General features: G+C 72.5%; 19 protein-coding genes. 9 read left to right on the forward strand and 10 right to left on the reverse strand.

Annotated elements, in window-relative coordinates; genetic code table 11:
* Nucleotides 1–179 precede the first annotated feature (179 nt).
* The 3 genes from KVA01_RS10995 to galK are packed head-to-tail and all read left to right on the forward strand — an operon-like array spanning nucleotide 180 to nucleotide 3453.
* Nucleotides 180–983, forward strand: a complete 804-nt coding sequence (locus KVA01_RS10995) for a DeoR/GlpR family DNA-binding transcription regulator (protein ID WP_055084508.1) — start codon at nucleotides 180–182, stop codon at nucleotides 981–983.
* Nucleotides 980–2134: a galactose-1-phosphate uridylyltransferase gene (gene galT, locus KVA01_RS11000; protein ID WP_068469858.1), complete on the forward strand. Its 1155-nt coding sequence runs from the start codon at nucleotides 980–982 to the stop codon at nucleotides 2132–2134. Before KVA01_RS10995 ends, galT begins: the two co-directional genes overlap by 4 nt.
* A complete protein-coding gene (galK, locus tag KVA01_RS11005) occupies nucleotides 2131–3453 on the forward strand; it encodes a galactokinase (RefSeq protein WP_141270294.1) in 1323 nt (440 codons plus the stop codon). The genes galT and galK overlap by 4 nt, the downstream gene beginning before the upstream one ends.
* Nucleotides 3454–3554: 101 nt before the next feature.
* Here the strand turns inward: galK and KVA01_RS11010 are convergent, their stop codons facing one another.
* Both KVA01_RS11010 and KVA01_RS11015 read right to left on the reverse strand, forming a co-directional pair.
* Complete coding sequence (locus KVA01_RS11010; RefSeq protein WP_141270296.1) at nucleotides 3555–4469, reverse strand: SMP-30/gluconolactonase/LRE family protein; 915 nt, start codon at nucleotides 4467–4469, stop codon at nucleotides 3555–3557.
* On the reverse strand, nucleotides 4466–4915 hold the full coding sequence (locus KVA01_RS11015) for an acyl-CoA thioesterase (protein WP_082810385.1): 450 nt from the start codon (nucleotides 4913–4915) through the stop codon (nucleotides 4466–4468). The genes KVA01_RS11010 and KVA01_RS11015 overlap by 4 nt, the downstream gene beginning before the upstream one ends.
* Nucleotides 4916–4992: 77 nt before the next feature.
* Between KVA01_RS11015 and KVA01_RS11020 the strand changes: the two genes are divergently transcribed.
* Nucleotides 4993–6261, forward strand: a complete 1269-nt coding sequence (locus KVA01_RS11020; RefSeq protein WP_141270298.1) for an MFS transporter — start codon at nucleotides 4993–4995, stop codon at nucleotides 6259–6261.
* A gap of 12 nt (nucleotides 6262–6273) precedes the next feature.
* Here KVA01_RS11020 and KVA01_RS11025 read toward each other — a convergent pair whose 3' ends face one another.
* Nucleotides 6274–6597, reverse strand: a complete 324-nt coding sequence (locus KVA01_RS11025; RefSeq protein ID WP_141270300.1) for a YdeI/OmpD-associated family protein — start codon at nucleotides 6595–6597, stop codon at nucleotides 6274–6276.
* A gap of 104 nt (nucleotides 6598–6701) precedes the next feature.
* Here KVA01_RS11025 and KVA01_RS11030 point away from each other — a divergent pair, with 104 nt between their 5' ends.
* Nucleotides 6702–7199 carry a GNAT family N-acetyltransferase gene (locus KVA01_RS11030; protein ID WP_055082106.1) on the forward strand — a complete coding sequence of 166 codons (498 nt, stop codon included), beginning with the start codon at nucleotides 6702–6704 and terminating at the stop codon, nucleotides 7197–7199.
* Here the strand turns inward: KVA01_RS11030 and KVA01_RS11035 are convergent.
* The 4 genes from KVA01_RS11035 to KVA01_RS11050 are packed head-to-tail and all read right to left on the reverse strand — an operon-like array spanning nucleotide 7184 to nucleotide 10337.
* A complete protein-coding gene (locus KVA01_RS11035) occupies nucleotides 7184–7804 on the reverse strand; it encodes a GNAT family N-acetyltransferase (protein ID WP_068469874.1) in 621 nt (206 codons plus the stop codon). The two genes, KVA01_RS11030 and KVA01_RS11035, sit on opposite strands and share 16 nt — an antisense overlap.
* 26 nt (nucleotides 7805–7830) lie before the next feature.
* A complete protein-coding gene (locus tag KVA01_RS11040; protein WP_231860660.1) occupies nucleotides 7831–8352 on the reverse strand; it encodes a MarR family winged helix-turn-helix transcriptional regulator in 522 nt (173 codons plus the stop codon).
* A gap of 5 nt (nucleotides 8353–8357) precedes the next feature.
* Nucleotides 8358–9104, reverse strand: coding sequence for a CE1759 family FMN reductase (locus KVA01_RS11045; protein ID WP_055082081.1), 747 nt, complete (start codon nucleotides 9102–9104; stop codon nucleotides 8358–8360).
* Between the two features lie 54 nt (nucleotides 9105–9158).
* Nucleotides 9159–10337: an LLM class flavin-dependent oxidoreductase gene (locus KVA01_RS11050; protein ID WP_055082078.1), complete on the reverse strand. Its 1179-nt coding sequence runs from the start codon at nucleotides 10335–10337 to the stop codon at nucleotides 9159–9161.
* 167 nt (nucleotides 10338–10504) lie between these two features.
* On the opposite strand from KVA01_RS11050, the gene KVA01_RS11055 reads away from it, so the two are divergent.
* Genes KVA01_RS11055 through KVA01_RS11070 form a run of 4 tightly spaced genes read left to right on the forward strand, consistent with a single transcriptional unit; the run spans nucleotide 10505 to nucleotide 15358 of the window.
* Nucleotides 10505–11263, forward strand: coding sequence for a LamB/YcsF family protein (locus tag KVA01_RS11055; RefSeq protein WP_141270304.1), 759 nt, complete (start codon nucleotides 10505–10507; stop codon nucleotides 11261–11263).
* The gene (locus KVA01_RS11060) at nucleotides 11260–12948 is read left to right on the forward strand and encodes a 5-oxoprolinase subunit B/C family protein (protein WP_141270306.1); all 1689 of its coding nucleotides are present in this window, start codon (nucleotides 11260–11262) and stop codon (nucleotides 12946–12948) included. The genes KVA01_RS11055 and KVA01_RS11060 overlap by 4 nt, the downstream gene beginning before the upstream one ends.
* Nucleotides 12945–14684 carry an acetyl/propionyl/methylcrotonyl-CoA carboxylase subunit alpha gene (locus KVA01_RS11065; protein ID WP_068469848.1) on the forward strand — a complete coding sequence of 580 codons (1740 nt, stop codon included), beginning with the start codon at nucleotides 12945–12947 and terminating at the stop codon, nucleotides 14682–14684. Before KVA01_RS11060 ends, KVA01_RS11065 begins: the two co-directional genes overlap by 4 nt.
* The gene (locus tag KVA01_RS11070) at nucleotides 14681–15358 is read left to right on the forward strand and encodes a GntR family transcriptional regulator (protein ID WP_068469845.1); all 678 of its coding nucleotides are present in this window, start codon (nucleotides 14681–14683) and stop codon (nucleotides 15356–15358) included. Before KVA01_RS11065 ends, KVA01_RS11070 begins: the two co-directional genes overlap by 4 nt.
* A 49-nt stretch (nucleotides 15359–15407) precedes the next feature.
* Here the strand turns inward: KVA01_RS11070 and KVA01_RS11075 are convergent, their stop codons facing one another.
* The 3 genes from KVA01_RS11075 to KVA01_RS11085 form a co-directional block, all read right to left on the reverse strand.
* On the reverse strand, nucleotides 15408–16199 hold the full coding sequence (locus tag KVA01_RS11075) for a putative hydro-lyase (protein WP_231860659.1): 792 nt from the start codon (nucleotides 16197–16199) through the stop codon (nucleotides 15408–15410).
* Nucleotides 16196–17419, reverse strand: coding sequence for an NRAMP family divalent metal transporter (locus KVA01_RS11080; protein WP_141270308.1), 1224 nt, complete (start codon nucleotides 17417–17419; stop codon nucleotides 16196–16198). The genes KVA01_RS11075 and KVA01_RS11080 overlap by 4 nt, the downstream gene beginning before the upstream one ends.
* A 190-nt stretch (nucleotides 17420–17609) precedes the next feature.
* Entirely contained in the window at nucleotides 17610–18086 is a 477-nt protein-coding gene (locus KVA01_RS11085) for a DUF4870 domain-containing protein (RefSeq protein WP_068469841.1), read from the reverse strand.
* Nucleotides 18087–18130: the final 44 nt, after the last annotated feature.

The raw sequence follows: 18130 nt of genomic DNA on the forward strand, positions 1-18130 counted from the left end.
ACCTTTTTCTCAGGGTGTCGCGGAAAGTTGCCCGCGGGCCTCCGAGCAAGCGCTGTTCGTTTTTGTTTGTTTCGTGCGATACTGGGCCCATACCGTCGCAGTGTCCACGAGGACCCGTGGAGGCCACGGATCCCACGGCACCGGCAGCCACGGCGTCGTCATCGAGCGAAGGAGCCCGCATGCTCGCGGAACAGCGCAGGAAGCAGATCCTGCACGAGGTCCAGGTCCGGGGCAGCGCCCACGTGCACGAGCTCGCCGAGCTGCTCAGCGTCTCCGCAATGACCGTGCGCCGGGACCTGGCGGACCTCGAGGAGCAGGGGCTGCTCAACCGGGTGCACGGCGGTGCGGAGGCCGTGGGCTCCGCCCTGGAACCGGCCTTCGCCGAGAAGTCCGGGCTGCACGCCCAGGCCAAGGAGGCCATCGCGACCGCCGCCGCCCGGCTGGTCGAGCCCGGCATGTCCCTCGCGTTCTCGGGTGGCACCACGTGTCTGCGCCTGGCTCGCCACCTCACGGGACGTGCCGATCTCCACGACCTGTCCGTGGTCACCAATTCGTTGCCGGTGGCGGACGAGTTCTTCCGCGCCGGCGACGGCCACGCCGGGGCCGGCGTGCACGCCGTGACCCGGCCCTCCCGGGTCCTGCTCACAGGAGGCCAGCGGACGCCCTCGGACGCACTGGTGGGTCCGATCGCGGACGCCGCGCTCGCGGAACTCCACGTGGACCTGCTGTTCCTGGGCACCCACGGCGCGGACCCCCGCGGGCTGTCCACGCCCAACCCGGACGAGGCGAGCACCAACCGTGCCCTGATCCGCTCGGCACACACAGTGGCGGCCGTCTTCGACGCCAGCAAGTGGGGTCTCACGGGACTGAGCGGCTTCGCCCACTGGGACGCCGTGGACACCGCGGTCACCGACGGCGGACTCACCGACCCCGCCCACGAATTCCTGAAGAACCACGTCAACGAGGTGATCGTCGCACCATGAGCACGGACCCTGCGCTCCCCGCCACCAATGAAGCACATCCCGTGCGGGTCACCCGCGGGCGGCTGGCCGACCAGCGGGAGATCATCTTCTTCGACGACACGGAGCCCTACCTCTCCGGCACCGAGACCCGGCGGATCCATGATCCGCGCCCTCTCGGGGCCCGCTCCCTTCCCCCGCACGATGCCGCCGCGATCCGCACGGACCCCCTCACCGGGGACCCCGTGGCGCTGGCCGCGCACCGCATGAACCGCACCTTCCTGCCGCCGGCGGACGAGGACCCCCTCGCCCCCGCGGGCCGGGGCACCGTGGCGTCCGAGATCCCGGAGCCGGACTACGACGTGGTCGTGTTCGAGAACCGCTTCCCCTCCCTGCAGGGCCCCCTCGAGACGCTGCGGGACGAGCCCCTGTTCCACGAGACCACCCCCGCCGGGCGGTGCGAGGTCGTGTGCTTCACCCCCGATCAGGACGGTTCGTTCGCGACCCTCGGCACCGACCGGGCGCGGACCGTGGTGGAGGCCTGGACCCACCGCACCCGCGAGCTGCAGGCCCTCGAGAACGTGGTGCAGGTGGCTCCCTTCGAGAACCGAGGGGAGGAGATCGGGGTGACGCTGCACCATCCCCACGGGCAGATCTACGGGTTCTCGGCCCTTCCGCCCTACACCACGGCGGTGCAGCGTCGGGCGGCCGAGTGGCGCGAGCAGACCGGGGGAGACCTGCTGCAGGCGGTGCTCGACGCCGAGCTCGAGGCAGGCGACCGGGTCATCGCTCAGAGCCCCCACTGGGTCGCCTATGTGCCCTGGGCCGCCAAGTGGCCCGTGGAATTCATGGTGGTGCCGCGCCGTGCCGCGCGCGATTTTACGGTGCTCACGGACCGCGAGAAGGACGAGCTCACGCGCCTCTACGTGGACCTGCTGGGCAGGCTGGACCGGTTCTTCCCCGGCGTGGAGCGCATGCCCTACATCTCCGTGTGGCACCAGGTCCCCACGGCGGGCGGGGAGGACATTTCCCGCATGTGGCTGCACGTCTTCTCGCTGCTGCGGGCGCCGGGCAAGCTGAAGTACCTCGCGGGCGCGGAGTCCGGGCTGGGCGCGTGGATCAACGACACCACCCCCGAGCGGATCGCGGCGCGGTTCCGGGAGGTCGCGGCGTGAGCACTCCCGTGTGGTCCCCCGAGCGGCCCGACCGCGAGCTGGTCGAGGACGCCACCGCCCTGTTCCGTTCCGCCTACGGCCGAGCCCCGGACGCGGTGTTCTCCGCACCGGGCCGGGTCAACCTGCTCGGCGAGCACGTGGACTACAGCGGGGGCACCGTCATGCCCCTCGCGCTCCCGCAGCGGACGTTCGTGGCCGTCGGGGCCCGCGGGGACGACGTCTTCCGCGCCGTCTCCGCGCAGGCCGCCGACACACCCCGCGCCGCGCTCGCTGAGGTGGGACCGGGTACGGCGGGGACGGGATGGTTCCCCTACGTGGTCGGCGTGCCGTGGGCCATGCTCCGCGAAACTCTGGTGGCCGCCGACGCCGCGCCGCGGCTCGGTCTGGACCTCGCCGTGGATTCCACGGTCCCCCTCGGAGCGGGGCTGTCCTCCTCGGCGGCCCTGGAGTGCGCCGTCGCGCTGGCCGTGGACCACGCGGCGTCCGCCATGGACCCTCAGCGCCCACACCTCACGGACGCCTCCGACGGGCGCCGCCGACTCGCCGCCGCGTGCGTGCGGGCCGAGAATGAGATCGCGGGTGCCTCGACGGGTGGGATGGACCAGTCCATCGCCCTGCGCGCGGAGGCCGGGTCCGTGCTGAGCATCGACTGCCGCGACTTCTCGGTCGCCCCCGTGGACATCGACCTCGCGGCCGCAGGGCTCGCGCTGCTCGTGATCGACACGAACGCACCGCACCGGCTCGTGGACGGCCAGTACGCGGCGCGCCGGGCGGGCTGCGAGGAGGCCCGCGTGATTCTGGGAGTCCCGACCCTGCGGGACGCCTTCGAGGGTGAGCCCTCCGCCGAGGCGCTCGCCGAACTGCTCGCCGGCTGGGACCGGCGGACGCGCGGGAACACCTCCGAGATCTCCCCCGCCCGCACCGAGGAGCTGACGCCCCTGCTGCGCCATGCGTGGTCGGAGATGGTGCGGGTGCGCGAGTGCCAGGAGCTCTTCGCGGACCCAGCCTCCCGGGTTCCCTCCGACGCGGTGTGGGAGCGCCTGGGCGGGCTGCTCGACGCGTCCCACGCCTCCCTGCGCGACGACTACCGGGTCTCCTGCCCCGAACTGGACACCGCTGTCCTCGCCGCTCAGCGGGCGGGTGCGCTGGGCGCCCGGATGACCGGGGGCGGGTTCGGCGGCTCGGCCATCGCCCTCGTGCGGCACGGGGACGTGGACCGCGTGGCCGAAGCCGTGGCCGCCGCGTTCGACGCCGCAGGGTACGCGCCCCCGGTGTTCCTCACGGCCACACCGTCCGGCCCGGCGCGGCGCGAGGCCTGACCACAGGACGTCGGGGCACTCAATGCCGGAGCGACGCCCATGACGAAACCCCTGGCTCCCCTTCGCGGGGAGCCAGGGGTTTCGTCGTGCCGCCGCGTAGGTCAGCCCGCGAACGCCCGCGTGACCTGCCCGGGCACCGCCACGCGCACGGAGTAGAGGGAGCCCGCCGTGGGATGGACGTCCGAGGGGAGGTTCTCGCGCGACGTCGTGATGTAGAGCGTCCGCAGGTCCTCGCCGCCCAGCGTGCACGCCGTGACCTGCTCGGCGCCCACCGAGACCACGGTGTCCAGGGTCCCGTCCGGGAGGTAGCGGTGGACCTGGCCGGAGCCGTTGAGCGCGGTCCACACCGCGCCCTCCGAGTCCACCGTCAGTCCGTCCGGGTTGGCCGTCACGCTGCCCGGCTCATACGTGACGCCCGGGTCCGTGGCGGCGGCCGCGGCGTCGTCGTCCACCGTGGGTGCCACGAAGGTGCGGCGGTTGTGCAGCCCGGCCTCGGCGGTCCAGTCGAAGACCGAGACCTCGTGCGTGGGGGTGTCGTTGTAGTAGGCGAGCGTGCCGTCCGGGGACCATGCGATCCCGTTGGAGATGGTCACGCCCTCGAGCACCGGCTGCCACGCGAGGTCCGGGGCGATCCGGTAGAGGGTCGCCGCACCCTCGGCCTGGTCGTAGGCCATGGAGCCCACGTAGAAGGAGCCGTCCGGTGCGATCCCGCCCTCGTTCATGCGGACGTCCGGGGTCTCCCACAGCGTCACTTCGCCCTCGACCGTGCCGGAGCGGTCCGTGACGACGACACCGCGCTCCACCGCGACCACCTGCCCGCCACCTTCGCGCGGGCGGACGCACGCGGCGACCGCGCCCAGGTGCTGACGGCGCGGCTGGTCCTCCGGGGTGAACGTCATGACGTCCCCGGCGAGCATGTCCACCCACGCGAGCCCGGACCACTCCGAGCTCCAGCACGGGCCCTCCGCGTGGTACATCCAGGACGGGGTGATCCTCTGGGCGGTGAGTCGGTTCACGGTTGCGGCCTCCTGGGGCTCTCGGGGGTGGTGCTCTCGGGGGTGGGGATGCGGTCGCGGTCGTACGTGATCTCCGTGTAGCCGTGCGGGGTGGGCTGACCGTCCTCCCCGAGGTTCACGAAGACGATCTTGTCGATGCTCAGGATCAGCTCACCCGTGATGACGTTGCGGACCTGCGCCCGCATGGTCAGGGACGTGCGCCCGAACGCCGTGGCGGTCAGGCCCATCTCGATGATGTCCCCCTGCACGGCGGAGGCCACGAACTCGATCTCGGACATGTACTTGGTCACCGCGCGCCGGTTGCCCAGCTGCACGATCGCGTAGATCGCGGCCTCCTCGTCGATCCACCGCAGCAGCGAGCCCCCGAAGAGGGTCCCGTTCGCGTTGAGATCCTCGGGCTTCACCCATTTCCGGGTCCTGAACGTGATGTCCCCTGGCTGTTCCATGCGTCCAACTCTATGCGGGGAGGCGCGGGGGCGGGCAACGACGTCGTCGTCCCCGCTCCGTGGGTCATGATGGCCCCATGACCCCGCAGCCCCCGCCCGACCCCGTCTCCTCCGAGGCCGACGCCCGCCTGCAGCGAAAAGTGCTCTCCGTGCTGGCGCTGGGGCAGGTGATGAGCGGTCTCGGGACCGGAGCCACCCTGGCGCTGGGGGCGCTGCTCGTGACCGAGGTGTCCGGCAACAGCTCACTGTCCGGACTCGCGGCCACGATGAACACCCTGGGCGCGGCGCTGCTGGCCGTGCCGCTGACCCGGCTCGCGCGGCGTCGTGGCCGCAGGCTGTCCCTGACCTCCGGGGCGCTCGTGGCAATCCTCGGCGCCGCCGTGATCCTGGTGGCCGCAAGCGCCGGCGTCTTCCTGCTGCTACTCACGGGCATGGGCCTGCTGGGCGCGGGCACGGCCCTGAACCTGCAGTCGCGGTTCGCGGCCACGGACATCGCCCCGGCGCGCACGCGGGCGCGAGACCTCTCGCTGATCGTGTGGTCGACGACCGTGGGCTCCGTGGTGGGGCCCAACCTCTTCGGGCCGAGCGAGTCGCTGGGGCGGGCCCTGGGGCTGCCGGAGTTCACCGGCGGGTTCGTGATCGCGATGTGCGCGCAGGCGCTGGGCGCCCTGATCTACTTCGTGGGGCTGCGCCCGGACCCGCTGCAGACCGCCCTGTCCCGGGGCGGTTCGGTGGCAAACCGCCCGAGTCCTGCGGGCGGTCTCGCGCTGCTGCGCACCGTTCCCGCGGCACGGCGCGCGGTGCTGGTGGTGGGCATCTCCCACGCCGTCATGGTCAGCGTGATGTCCATGACGCCGGTGCACCTCACCACCCACGGCGCCACCCTGACCGTGGTGGGGCTGACCATGTCCCTGCACGTGGCGGGCATGTACGCGCTCTCGCCCGTGTTCGGCTGGCTCGCGGACAGGACCGGGCGCGCCACCACGGTGCTCGTGGGCCAGGTGCTCCTGGCGGCCGCGCTGCTACTGACGTGGTGGGGTGCGGAGAGCCAGCCGCTCGTGCTCACCGCGCTGATCCTGCTGGGCCTGGGCTGGTCCGCCTCCACGGTCTCCAGCTCCACGATGGTCACCGAGTCCGTGGCCGCCCACGACCGCCCGGCGCTGCAGGGCACCTCCGACCTGGTCATGAACCTGTGCGGTGCGGCCGGCGGCGCGCTCGCGGGTCCGATGCTGGGGCTCGTGGGTTTCTCGGGTCTCGGCGCGGGAGCACTCGTGCTGGTGGCCACGACCACGGTTCTCGCGCTGCGGTCCAGGCGGCCGGGCTCGGCCCCCGCCACAACCGTCTGAACCGCGCCGAGATCAGCGCCCCGTGCGCTCCCGGTGTTTGCAGCCGGGCCAGCAGCACGGGCGGCGCTTGCCCTCGTGCATCTCCTCGCCCGTGCGCCGGATGCGGCGGGCGCGGGTCTCGGGCTTCTTGGCGTCCTCGACCCAGCACACGAACTCATTGCGCCCCAGCGGGGTGAGACCGCGCCACAGCTGCGCGGTGGGCGGATCGGCGAGCAGGGACGCCGCGAGGTCCGCGGGCAGCTCGTGGACCACGCCGCCGGGGAGGGCGGGGGACGACGCCGCGGCGCTGGGCGCGCTTCCGGGCGCGGGCGTCGTCGTCTGCGGGGTGTCGCTCACGGTGCTTTCCCTGCCGTGGTGGGGACTGTCGGGGGGATCTCGACACCGGAAGTGTGCCACGTGACGGGGTGAGGCACCAGGTGCGAGCGTGCCACCATGGGGCCATGACGCTCACACTGCGACGCCCCACTCTCGAGGACGAGTCTGCGGTCCGCGCGTTGCACGAGCAACTGCTGCGCGACGACTTCTCGTTCGTCCTGGACGAGGGGACGTGGCCCGAGGTGCTGGCGGCCGTGGACCGCGCGTCCCGGGGAGAGGACCTGCCTCCGGGGTTCGTCCGGGCGGACTACCTGCTCGCGGAGGTGGACGGCGAGATCGTGGGCCGCACGTCCATCCGCTACGAGCTCAACGACTACCTGCGCCGCGTGGGCGGGCACGTGGGATACGGCGTGGGCCCCGCGTTCCGACGGCGAGGCTACGCCACGGAGATCCTGCGGCAGTCGGTGGAACGGCTGAACACGGCCGGCGTGGAGCGGGTGCTCGTCACATGCGCCGACGACAACGCGGGCTCCGCCGCGACCATCGAGGCCTGTGGCGGGGTGCTGGAGAACGTGGTCCCGGACGGGAACGGCCGCCCGACCCGTCGCTACTGGATCGGCTGAGGGCTGCGGCCCCCGCCACGTTCTCCCGGCGTCGCCAGACCCCCACCGAGGATCCCCATGTAGTGCACGTCGATCCACTCACCGTCGAACAGCAGGGCCTCCCGACCCGTGCCCTCGTGACGGAACCCTGCCTTCTCGTACACGTGGCGGGCGCGAGGGTTGAAGTCGTACACCTCCAGGGTGATCCTGTGCAGCCCCATGGTTTCCAGCCCGTGCCGGACGATCAGCCGCGTGGCTTCCGTCCCGAGTCCACGCCCCCGGCCCGGCGCGCCGACCAGGATGCGGAAACCGCACGAGCGGTTGCCCTCGTCCCAGTCGTTGAGCACCGCCTCTCCCACCAGCAGACCGCTCGCGGTGTCGATGACGGCCAGGACGAGGCGGTCCTCCGCCACAGCCCACTGCCCGTAGATCTCACGGAGCCGGTCGAGGGGTGGCCCCTCGTAGGCCTCGGTGCTGGAGTGCAGGCTTCCCGTGAGTCGCGCGACCTCTGGGTCCTCACGGAGCAGCGCATCGACGAGGTCCGCGTCCTCCGCACGAATGGGGCGCAGGGTCACCAGCTCACCGGTCAACGTGGGCTGGCGGGCGAACGGGGTGGGCTCACTCATGGAGTGATCGTAGAACGTCCCCACCGTCACCCCTCCCCCAGCCCCCGCGCCAGGCGAGCCATGATGTCTCCCAGCCGGGCGACGTCGTCCTGCGTGAGCGCGGCGAAGAAGAGCTCCTCCACGTCCCGCGCGTGGTCCGGGCGCAGGCGCCGGAACGCCTGCGCGCCCTCGACGGTCAGCGCGGCTTCCCAACCGCGGCCGTCACCGGGCGCACGACGCCGCTGCACCCAGCCCCGCTCGCCCAGCACCTTGACCTGGTAGTTCAGCCGCGACGGCGAGAACACCATCCGGCGGGCCAGCTCACCCATGCGCAGGCAGCGCCCGGGAGCCTCGTGGAGCAGCAGGAGCAGCTGGTACTCCATGAGCGAGCAGCCCTGTGCCTTGAGCCGCTCCTCCACCCGGGACGTCAGCCGCGCCGTGGTCTCGAAGTAGAGCCGCCACGTGTCCCAGCGATCGGCCCCTTCCGCGCCGGTGGTTGACCCCGGGGTGGTCGCCCGCGCGGCGCTCGGCTCGGAACGGTCCTCGGGCTGGCGCGGTTCTGAAGGCATGGAGCTCATCCTCGCACCGCCGCCAGCAGGTCCTCGAAGTTCGGCACCGCGGCGAACTCGTCCCGCGCGGAACGATCCGGGCGCGACGGCGCGTTCCGCCGGGCCCCCACGGACTCCGTGGAGGCATCGTCCGCGGCGGAGCCGCCGTCCCCCGTGGCCCCGGATCCGGTGCCGTCCGCGGGACCCGGCCCGGCGGCGTCGTGCCCCGGCGCCCCGGCCCCGAGCATGCCGGCGAGCGCCGCCCCGGCCCGCTCGATGCGCGCCTGCAGGGACGCGTCCGCCCAGTCCTCGGTGGCCGCGTACACCCCGATGGGCAGGGTGAGCGCCTTGAGGTGGCTGAACAGCGGGCGCAGGGCGGTGTCCAGGACGAGGGAGTGGCGCGGGGAGCCGCCGGTCGCGGCCACCACGGTGGGCAGGTTCTCCAGGGCGCCCTCGTCGAAGAGGTCGAAGAACTCCTTGAACAGCCCGGAGTAGCTCGCCTTGTACGTGGGGGTGGCCGCGACCAGCGCGTCCGCGGTGAGCACGGCGTCCATCGCCGCCTGCACCGGCTCGGGCACCATGCCGGTCAGCATGGCATCGGTGATCCCGTGGGCGATGTCCCGCAGGTTCACGAGGCGCACCTCGGGCTCCTCGCCGCCGCCGCGGACCACGACGTCGCCCGCGGCCTGTCCGATCGCGCGGGCCAGCCGCGTGGTGGACGCGTCCTCGGACAGTCCCGCGGTCACCACCGCGATGCTCCGTCGATCAGTCATGCTGCACTCTCCTCACGTACTGCTTCTTCTGTCTGTCCCCGTGCGAGGACGGGCCTACTTCGAGTCCTTCTGCGCGGCCTCGGCGGCCTCGGCCTTCGCCGCACGGTCCTTGGCGGCCTGCGAGTCCGGACCACCACCGGGGATCGGGTCCTTGCCCGCCAGGTGGCGCGCCACGAGGGACTCGTGGGTCGGGGCCTGCGGCACGTGCGCCGGGCGCAGCGCGTCGAACTCCTTGCGCAGCACCGGGAAGACCTCTTCCCCGAGCATGTCCATCTGCTCCAGAACCGTCTTCAGGGGCAGACCGGCGTGGTCGACCAGGAACAGCTGCCGCTGATAGTCACCGGCGTAGTCCCGGAAGGACAGCGTGCGCTCGATGACCTGCTGGGGCGAGCCCACCGTCAACGGCGTCTGCTCCATGAAGCTCTCGAGCGACGGCCCGTGGCCGTACACCGGCGCGTTGTCGAAGTACGGGCGGAACTGGCGGACGGCGTCCTGCGAGTTCTTCGCCATGAACACCTGCCCACCCAGACCCACGATCGCCTGGTCCGCGGAGCCGTGGCCGTAGTACTCGTAGCGCTGCCGGTAGAACGCCACCATGCGCTCGGTGTGCTCCTTGTTCCAGAAGATGTTGTTGTGGAAGAAACCGTCACCGTAGAAGGCGGCCTGCTCCGGGATCTCCGGGGAGCGGATGGAACCGTGCCACACGAACGGTGGGACGTCGTCCATGGGCCGCGGCGTGGCGGTGAAGCCCTGCAGCGGCGTGCGGAAGCGCCCGGAGAAGTTCACGTTCTCCTCGCGCCACAGCTTGTGCAGCAGCTGGTAGTTCTCCACGGCCAGCGGGATGCCCTGGCGAATGTCCTTGCCGAACCACGGGTACACGGGGCCGGTGTTGCCGCGGCCGAGCGTGAGGTCCACGCGGCCGTCCGCGAGGTGCTGCGCGTACGAGTAGTCCTCCGCGATGCGCACCGGGTCCGTGGTGGTGATCAGGGTGGTCGCGGTGCTCAGCTGGATGTTCTCCGTCTGCGCGGCCACCGCACCCATGAGCACCGGCGGGTTGGCCGGGGCTGCGAACGGCGGATTGTGGTGCTGACCGGTGGCGAAGACGTCCATGCCGAGCTCCTCGGCCTTCTTGGCCATGGCCACCGTGGCCTTGATGCGCTCGTGCTCCGTGGGGGTCTTTCCCGTGGTGGGGTCCGTGGTCACGTCCCCGATGGTGAAGATTCCGAGTTGCATCGTGCGTCCCTCCTCTGACGGGGCCTGCGCCCGCCACTGTCATCTACTTCAAATTTGAAGTACCTGTGTAAGGAGCGGGGGGTTCGAAATATTCCGGGCCGGATTGTTGAACAATCTGCGCCCCATCGGGCATGCTGGAGACCAACACAGTGAGACGGAGGTCACGCATGACGGTCATGGATCTGAACAGCGACGTGGGCGAGTCCTTCGGTGCCTGGCACATGGGGGACGACGCCGCCATCTTCCGCTCGGTCTCCAGCGCCAACGTGGCGTGCGGCTTCCACGCCGGGGACCCGACCGTGATGGCGCAGACCTGCCGCGACGCCGTCGCCGCCGGGGTCACGGTGGGCGCCCACGTGGCCTACCGGGACCTCGCGGGCTTCGGCCGCCGCTTCCTGGACTGCTCCCCCACCGAGCTGGCCGACGACGTCCTCTACCAGATGGGCGCGCTGGAGGCCGTGGCGCGCCGGGCGGGCACCCGCGTGAGCTACGTGAAGCCCCACGGCGCCCTTTACAACACGATCGTCCACCACGAGGCGCACGCCCAGGCCGTGGTGGACGCCGTCGCCGCGTTCGGCGGAGACCTCCCCGTCCTGCTGCTGCCCGGTTCCGTGGCTCTGGAGAAGGCCGGGCGCGCCGGGCTGCGCGGCGTCCCCGAGGCGTTCGCGGACCGCGGGTACGCCCCGGACGGCCGGCTGGTCCCGCGCAACGAGCAGGGTGCCGTGCTGCACGACGCCGCCGAGGTCACGCGGCGCATGGTCCGCCTGGCCGAGGACGGCACGCTCACGGCGGTGGACGGCTCCACCGTGCGGATCGCGGCCGAGAGCATCTGCGTGCACGGGGACACCCCCGGCTCCGCCGCCATGGCCGCCGAGGTGCGCCGCGGCCTCGAGGACGCCGGCGTCACCGTCCGGTCCTTCGCATGAGCAGCGGTCCCTTCCCCGCGGAGGGCCACCGCCCGTCCGGCGGCGCCCCGGCCTCTCCCGCGGTGCGGTGGGCGGGCACCAAGGCGTTCCTCCTGGACTGTGGGAGCCTGCCCGAGGTCACGCGCTGGCACGCCCACCTCGCGGCGCACCCCTTCCCCGGCCAGACGGACGTCCTCGCGGCGGCCGCCACCGTGCTCGTCTCCTTCGTCTCGGCGAGAGCTGCGCGGGCGGCCGCGGACGCCATCGACTCCGTGCACCCGGCCGCCTCCGCCGAGGCCCAGGGCAAGACCGTGGAGATCCCGGTGGTCTACGACGGCGAGGACCTCGCGGAGGTCGCCCGGCTCACCGGCCTGAGCGAGCAGGGCGTGGTCGACGCCCACACCGGCACCGCGTGGACCGCGGCCTTCGGCGGTTTTGCCCCCGGCTTCGTGTACCTCGTGGCACCCGGCGACCCCCTGGACGTCCCCCGCCGGGACACCCCCCGTACGGCTGTTCCTGCGGGCTCGGTGGCGCTCGCGGGCACGTTCTCCGCGGTCTACCCGCGCCGCTCGCCGGGCGGCTGGCAGCTGATCGGACGCACCGACGCCGTCCTGTGGGACGAGACGCGCGAGTCCCCCACGCTGATCCGCCCCGGGGACACCGTCCGATACCGGGCGGTGCGGGAGCTGGTGTCCGTGGCCGACGACGACGCCGCCGGAGCCGTCATCGCGCCGGAGACCGCCGCTCCCCACGCCCTCACGGTCGATCACCCCGGGACGCAGACGCTCGTGCAGGACCTGGGCCGTCCCGGGCTGGGCGATCTGGGCGTCGTCGCCTCCGGAGCCACTGACCGGCCCTCCGCCGCGCAGGCCAATCGACTCGTGGGCAATCCCGAGGACCGCGCCGTCCTGGAGGTGCTCCTGGGCGGGCTGAGCCTCACCGCCCGAGGGCACCACGTGCTCGCGCTCGCCGGGGCGCCCGTGACCGCCACGATCACCGACGCCTCCGGCGAGCACACGCGGTCGGCGCCGTTCTGCGCACCGTTCGCCCTCTACGACGGCGAGCGCCTCACGCTGGACACACCCGTGGCCGGGCTGCGCTGCTACGTCGCGGTGCGCGGCGGCGTCGACGTCCCCGAGGTGCTCGGCAGCCGCTCGAGCGACGTGATGTCCGGGATCGGCCCCCGCCCGCTCGCCGCGGGCGAGAACCTGCCCGTGGGCGCCGCGCCGCGCCGCGCCGTCGGCCTGCCCGAAGCGCCCGCCACGCCCGTCCCGGACGGTGACGGGGCCGTGTCCCTGCGGATCAGCCTCGGCCCCCGCGACGACTGGTTCACCGCCGGCTCCCTCGCGGTCCTGACCGGGCGCACGTGGCGCGTGGGCAGCGACTCCAACCGTGTGGGCGTGCGGTTCGAGGAACCCGCCGGCGGGCAGCGCCTGGAGCGCGCACGCCCGGAGGAGCTCGCGAGCGAGGGCGTGGCCGCCGGGTCGCTGCAGGTGCCGCACTCGGGCGTGCCCGTCCTCTTCCTCGCGGACCACCCCGTGACCGGCGGCTACCCGGTGATCGCGGTGGTGGCCCCGGAGGACCTCCCGCTCGCCGCGCAGCTCGCTCCCGGCGCCGCGGTGTGCTTCGTCCGGGACGACGACGCCGCGGAGCCCCCGGTCCGAGAGACATCCCCGTCCGACACCCCGTCAGGAGACACCGCATGAAGAAGGTTCTGATCGCCAACCGCGGGGAGATCGCCGTGCGCGTGGCCCGCGCCTGCGCGGATGCGGGGCTGGCCTCCGTGGCGGTGTACTCCGAGCCGGACGCGGACGCCCTTCACGTGCACATGGCCGACGAGGCATATGCCCTGAACGGTTCCTCCTCCGCGGAGACCTACCTGAACATCCCCGCCGTGCTGGCGGTGGCCGAACGCTCGGGTGCGGACGCCGTGCACCCCGGCTACGGGTTCCTGTCCGAGAACGCGGACTTCGCGCGCGCCGTCGTCAGCGCGGGACTCACGTGGATCGGACCCTCCCCGGAGGTCATCGAAGCGCTCGGGAACAAGGTCACGGCCCGTGAGATCGCCGTGCGTGCCGGGGCGCCGCTCGTGCCGGGCACGGACGGCCCGGTCGCGGACGCCGCCGAGGCCCGCGCGTTCGCGGAGGAGCACGGCCTGCCCGTCGCGATCAAGGCCGCGTTCGGTGGCGGCGGCCGCGGGATGCGCATCGCCCGCGAACTGGACGAGCTGGAGTCCGCGTTCGACGCCGCGGTGCGGGAGGCCACGTCCGCGTTCGGCCGCGGGGAGTGCTTCGTGGAGCGCTTCCTGGACCGTCCCCGCCACGTGGAGGCCCAGGTGCTCGCGGACACCCACGGCCACGTGGTCGTGGTCGGCACGCGCGACTGCTCGCTGCAGCGGCGACACCAGAAGCTCGTGGAGGAGGCCCCCGCGCCCTTCCTCACGGACGAGCAGCGGCGCACCCTGCACGAGTCCGCCCGCGCGATCTGCCGCGAGGCCGGCTACACCGGGGCGGGCACGGTGGAGTACCTCGTGGCCCCGGACGGGCTGATCTCCTTCCTGGAGGTCAACACGCGGCTGCAGGTGGAGCACCCGGTCACCGAGCAGACCACCGGCGTGGACCTGGTGCGCGAGCAGTTCCGGGTGGCCGAGGGCCTGCCCCTGAGCACCTCCGAGGACCCCGCCCCGCACGGTCACGCGTTCGAGTTCCGCCTCAACGCGGAGGACCCGGCGCTGGGATTCCTGCCCACGCCCGGCGCCGTAGAGGCGTTCGAGCCGCCCACGGGTGCGGGCGTGCGCGTGGACACCGGCGTGCGCTCCGGCTCCGTGGTGCCTGCCGAGTACGACTCGCTGCTCGCCAAGCTCGTCGTGTGGGGCGAGGACCGGCAACAGGCCGTGGTCCGGGCCCGGGCCGCGCTGCGGGAGATCACGATCCGCGGTCTGCCCACCGTGCTCCCCTTCCACCGGGCGGTCATGGACGAGCCCGCGTTCACCTCCCCGGAGGGGCTGAGCGTCTACACCACGTGGATCGAGGACGAGTTCACGCCGGACCTGGAGGCCTCGCCGCACCTCGCACCGGACGCGGGGCGGCGCACGACGTTCACCCTGGACGTGGACGGCCGGGCCGTGCGCGTGGGGCTGCCCGCGGAGCTGGCGGAGGCCCTGCTGCGCGGGGGCGGTGCCGCGGAGGCGGGGGCCGCCGCGGCGTCGTCCACGTCGTCCGGGAACGACGACGCCGCACTCACCGCCCCCCTGAACGGCACGGTGGTCACGTGGCTCGCCGAGGACGGCCAGGAAGTCACCGAGGGCGAGTCCGTGCTCGTGGTCGAGGCCATGAAGATGGAGACACCCGTACGCGCACACCGCTCCGGCACCCTGCACCGCGCAGAGGTGGCCGAGGGCTCCGCGGTGAGCGCCGGGCAGCGGCTCGGGGAGATCGCGTGAGTGCCCCGGCCGCGAACGTTCCGGGACCGTCCGGCGGGGTCGGGCACGAGGCCCAGGCTGGTGCCCATGCGGCCGGCCGGCTGCGCGGCATGATCGCGGACGGCGTCCTGCCCCCGGGCGCCAAGCTCTCCGAGCAGAAGGTCGCGGCGGAGCTGGGCATCTCGCGCAACACCCTGCGGGAGTCATTCTCGATGCTCGCCGCCGAGGGCCTCGTGCGCCGCGTCCCGCACCGCGGCGTGACCGTCGCCGAGCCCACCGCCGAGGACGTCCGAGACCTCTACGCCGCGCGCCTCGTCCTCGAACCCGAGGCGCTGCTGTGGGGAGAGCTCGACGACGCCGCGGTGGGGCGCCTGCGCAGTGTCGTCACCACCGCCCTGGACGCCGTGGCCGCCGGGGACGTGCCCGGCATGTCCGACGCCAACCAGCGCTTCCACCGCGAACTCGTCGCGGCCGCCGGCTCCGCCACCCTGCTCACCGAGATGGACCGGATGCTCGCGCGCATGCGTCTCGTCTTCCACGCGATGTCCGGGGACAGCGGCTTCCATGCGCGCTACGCGCAGGACAACGCGGAGGTGCTCGAGGCCCTCGGAACCGGCGACCGGGAGGCCGCGGCGCGCCTGCTGCGGCGGTCCCTGGAGAACGCCCGGGACGAGGTGCTGGAGCAGCTGGGCTGACCGGCCGGTGAGCCGCCGCAGGGACCCGGCCCCGCGGCGTCGCCCCGGCTCAGGGCACCTGGTAGTCCGCGTCCCGGGCGTCCGTGACGAGCATGTGACCGGGGGCGTGGCAGATGGCGAACGGCGGGCGGGACTCCATGACCGCCGCCTGGGGCGTGACGCCGCACGCCCAGAAAACCGGAATCTCGCCGGGGGCGATCCTCACGGGATCGCCGAAGTCCGGGGCTCCCAGGTCACCGATGCCGAGCGCGGCGGGGTCCCCCACGTGCACCGGGGCACCGTGCACAGCCGGGTAGCGCGAGGTGATCCGCACCGCGTCCGCCACGCGGTCCGCCGGGATGGGGCGCATCGACACGACCAGCGGTCCGGAGAGGGAACCGGCCGGCTCGCAGCGACGGGAGGTGCGGTACATGGGGACGTTCACGCCCTGGTCCACGTGCGCCACAGGGATGCCGCTCGCCTGCAGTGCGCCCTCGAACGTGAACGAGCAGCCCAGCATGAAGGTCACCAGGTCCTCGCGCCAGAAGGCCGTGATGTCCGTGGGACGGGCCACCTCCCTGCCGTCCTCGTAGACCACGTAGCGCGGCACGTCCGTGCGGATGTCCCCGCCGCTCAGCAGCGGGCCCGTGGTCTCCCCGGCGTCCAGGACACCCAGGACGGGGCACGGCTTGGGGTTGCGCTGCGCGAAGAGCAGGACGTCGAACGCCAGCTCGCGCGGGACGATGATCAGGTTCGCCTGCGCGTGGCCGGGAGCCAGCCCCGCGGTGGACCGCACGAGACCACCCCGGAACCGCTCGCGCTCCTGCGCAGGGGAGAGGACGACGTCGGCCACCGCACTCACCCCCAGAGCTTCGCGAGACCGGCCAGGGAGTTCCACGCCAGGTAGACCGTGAGCAGCCACGCCAGTACGCCCACGACCAGCAGCCATGCGGGATACCGGTAGCCGTGCAGCAGGTCGCGACGACGCCATCCGATCCACAGCAGGATCGCGAAGCCGAACGGCAGGATCAGCCCGTTGAAGGCGCCGGCGAAGATGAGCAGTGTCTGGGGAGCCTTGCCCAGCACCAGGTACAGCACCGCGCACACCAGGATGAAGGCCACCGTGAGCAGGTTGCGGGTGCGAGGGCTCCCGCCGGAGCGGGTCACGAACGAGATGGACGTGAACGCCGCCCCGATCACGGAGGTCAGCGCCGCCGCCCACAGCACCACACCGAAGATCCGCAGGCCGATCTCCCCCGCGGCCGCCCCGAACGCCTGGGCCGCCATGTTGTCCCCGGCCAGCGTCACGCCGCCCGCGACCACGCCGAAGATCGCCAGGAACAGCAGCACCCGCATGACGCACGTGACCAGGATGCCGAGCACCGAGCTGCGGCTGACCTCCTTGACGTGCTCCACGCCGCTGACGCCGGAGTCGATCATGCGGTGGGCCCCGGAGTACGTGATGTAGCCGCCCACGGTGCCACCGATCAGCGTGGTCACCACCAGGACGTCGATCTTCTCCGGCAGCACGGTGTTCTTCAGGGCCTCCCCCACCGGCGGCGCGGCGACGACCGCCACGTAGAGCATGAGCAGGATCATCACCGCACCGAGCAGCACGACGATCCGGTCCAGTGCCAGCCCCGCCCGCTTGGACAGGAAGACCAGGATGGCCAGGGCCGCCGAGAGCGCCCCGCCGAGCTTCGGGTCCAGACCCAGCATGGCGTTCAGGCCCAGTCCGGTCCCGGCGATGTTGCCGATGTTGAAGACCGCCCCGCCCACGAACACGAGCACGGCGAGCACGTACCCGGCCCCGGGAAGCACCTTGTTCGCGAGCTCCTGCGCCCGCAGCCCCGAAACACCGATCACGCGCCACACGTTCAGCTGCACCGCGATGTCCACGAGGATCGAGAGCAGGATCGCGAACGCGAAGGCCGCGCCCAGCTGCACGGTGAACACCGTGGTCTGCGTGATGAAGCCGGGGCCGATCGCACTCGTGGCCATGAGGAACATGGCACCGAGCAGGGCGGTGCGGTGCGAGCCCGTGCGGTCCTTCGGGCGAGCTGCGGCGGGGACGTCGGTCATGGATCCCTCCAAGGGGGTCGCGTGAGCAGAGTCACACTGCGGGTGTCGTGAGCACTCTACAGGTTGTTCAGCAATCCACCAATGGATTGTTGAACAAAGACGCCGCCCCGGCACGGAGTGTTCCGTGCCGGGGCGGCGTCCGCGAACCGGCGCCGGGCCGCGCAGGGCGGCCGGCGGCGTCGTCGTGGAATCAGTGCAGGATGGGCAGCTGCATGGGGTAGCGGTAGACCTCACCGCGGCCGGCCTTCACGGCGGCCATGATGTGGCACACGAGCAGCATGACCCAGTACGCGATGATCAGCGCAACACCCAGGGGCAGCAGGATCACGGTGAAGATGCAGATCCACCCGGCCACGTTGACGAGCCACAGGGTGACGTTGAAGTTGAACGCCCCCGCCGCGGCGCCGCGCAGGAACGGGCTCTTGTCCTTGTAGATGAACCAGACCACGAGCGGGCCCACGAAGCCCAGCCAGCCCGCGGAGACCAGCGCCGCCACGGGACCGGCCAGGTGGGTCAGGACGGCCACGGTCTTTTCGTCGTCCTGTGGCCCCGAGGAACCCGTGCGAGGGGCTCCCTGGTACTGCGAGACGTGGGGGTCCGGGCCGCCGATCCCCCTGCCGCCCTCGGAACGGTAGTCCGGGCGGGGCTGCTGCGGTTCGTAGCTCATGGTCTTCTCCCTGGGTCCTCCGACCCGTCGTGTGCCGGCCGGTG

Source organism: Kocuria varians, assembly GCF_006539885.1.
GTDB lineage: Bacteria > Actinomycetota > Actinomycetes > Actinomycetales > Micrococcaceae > Kocuria > Kocuria varians.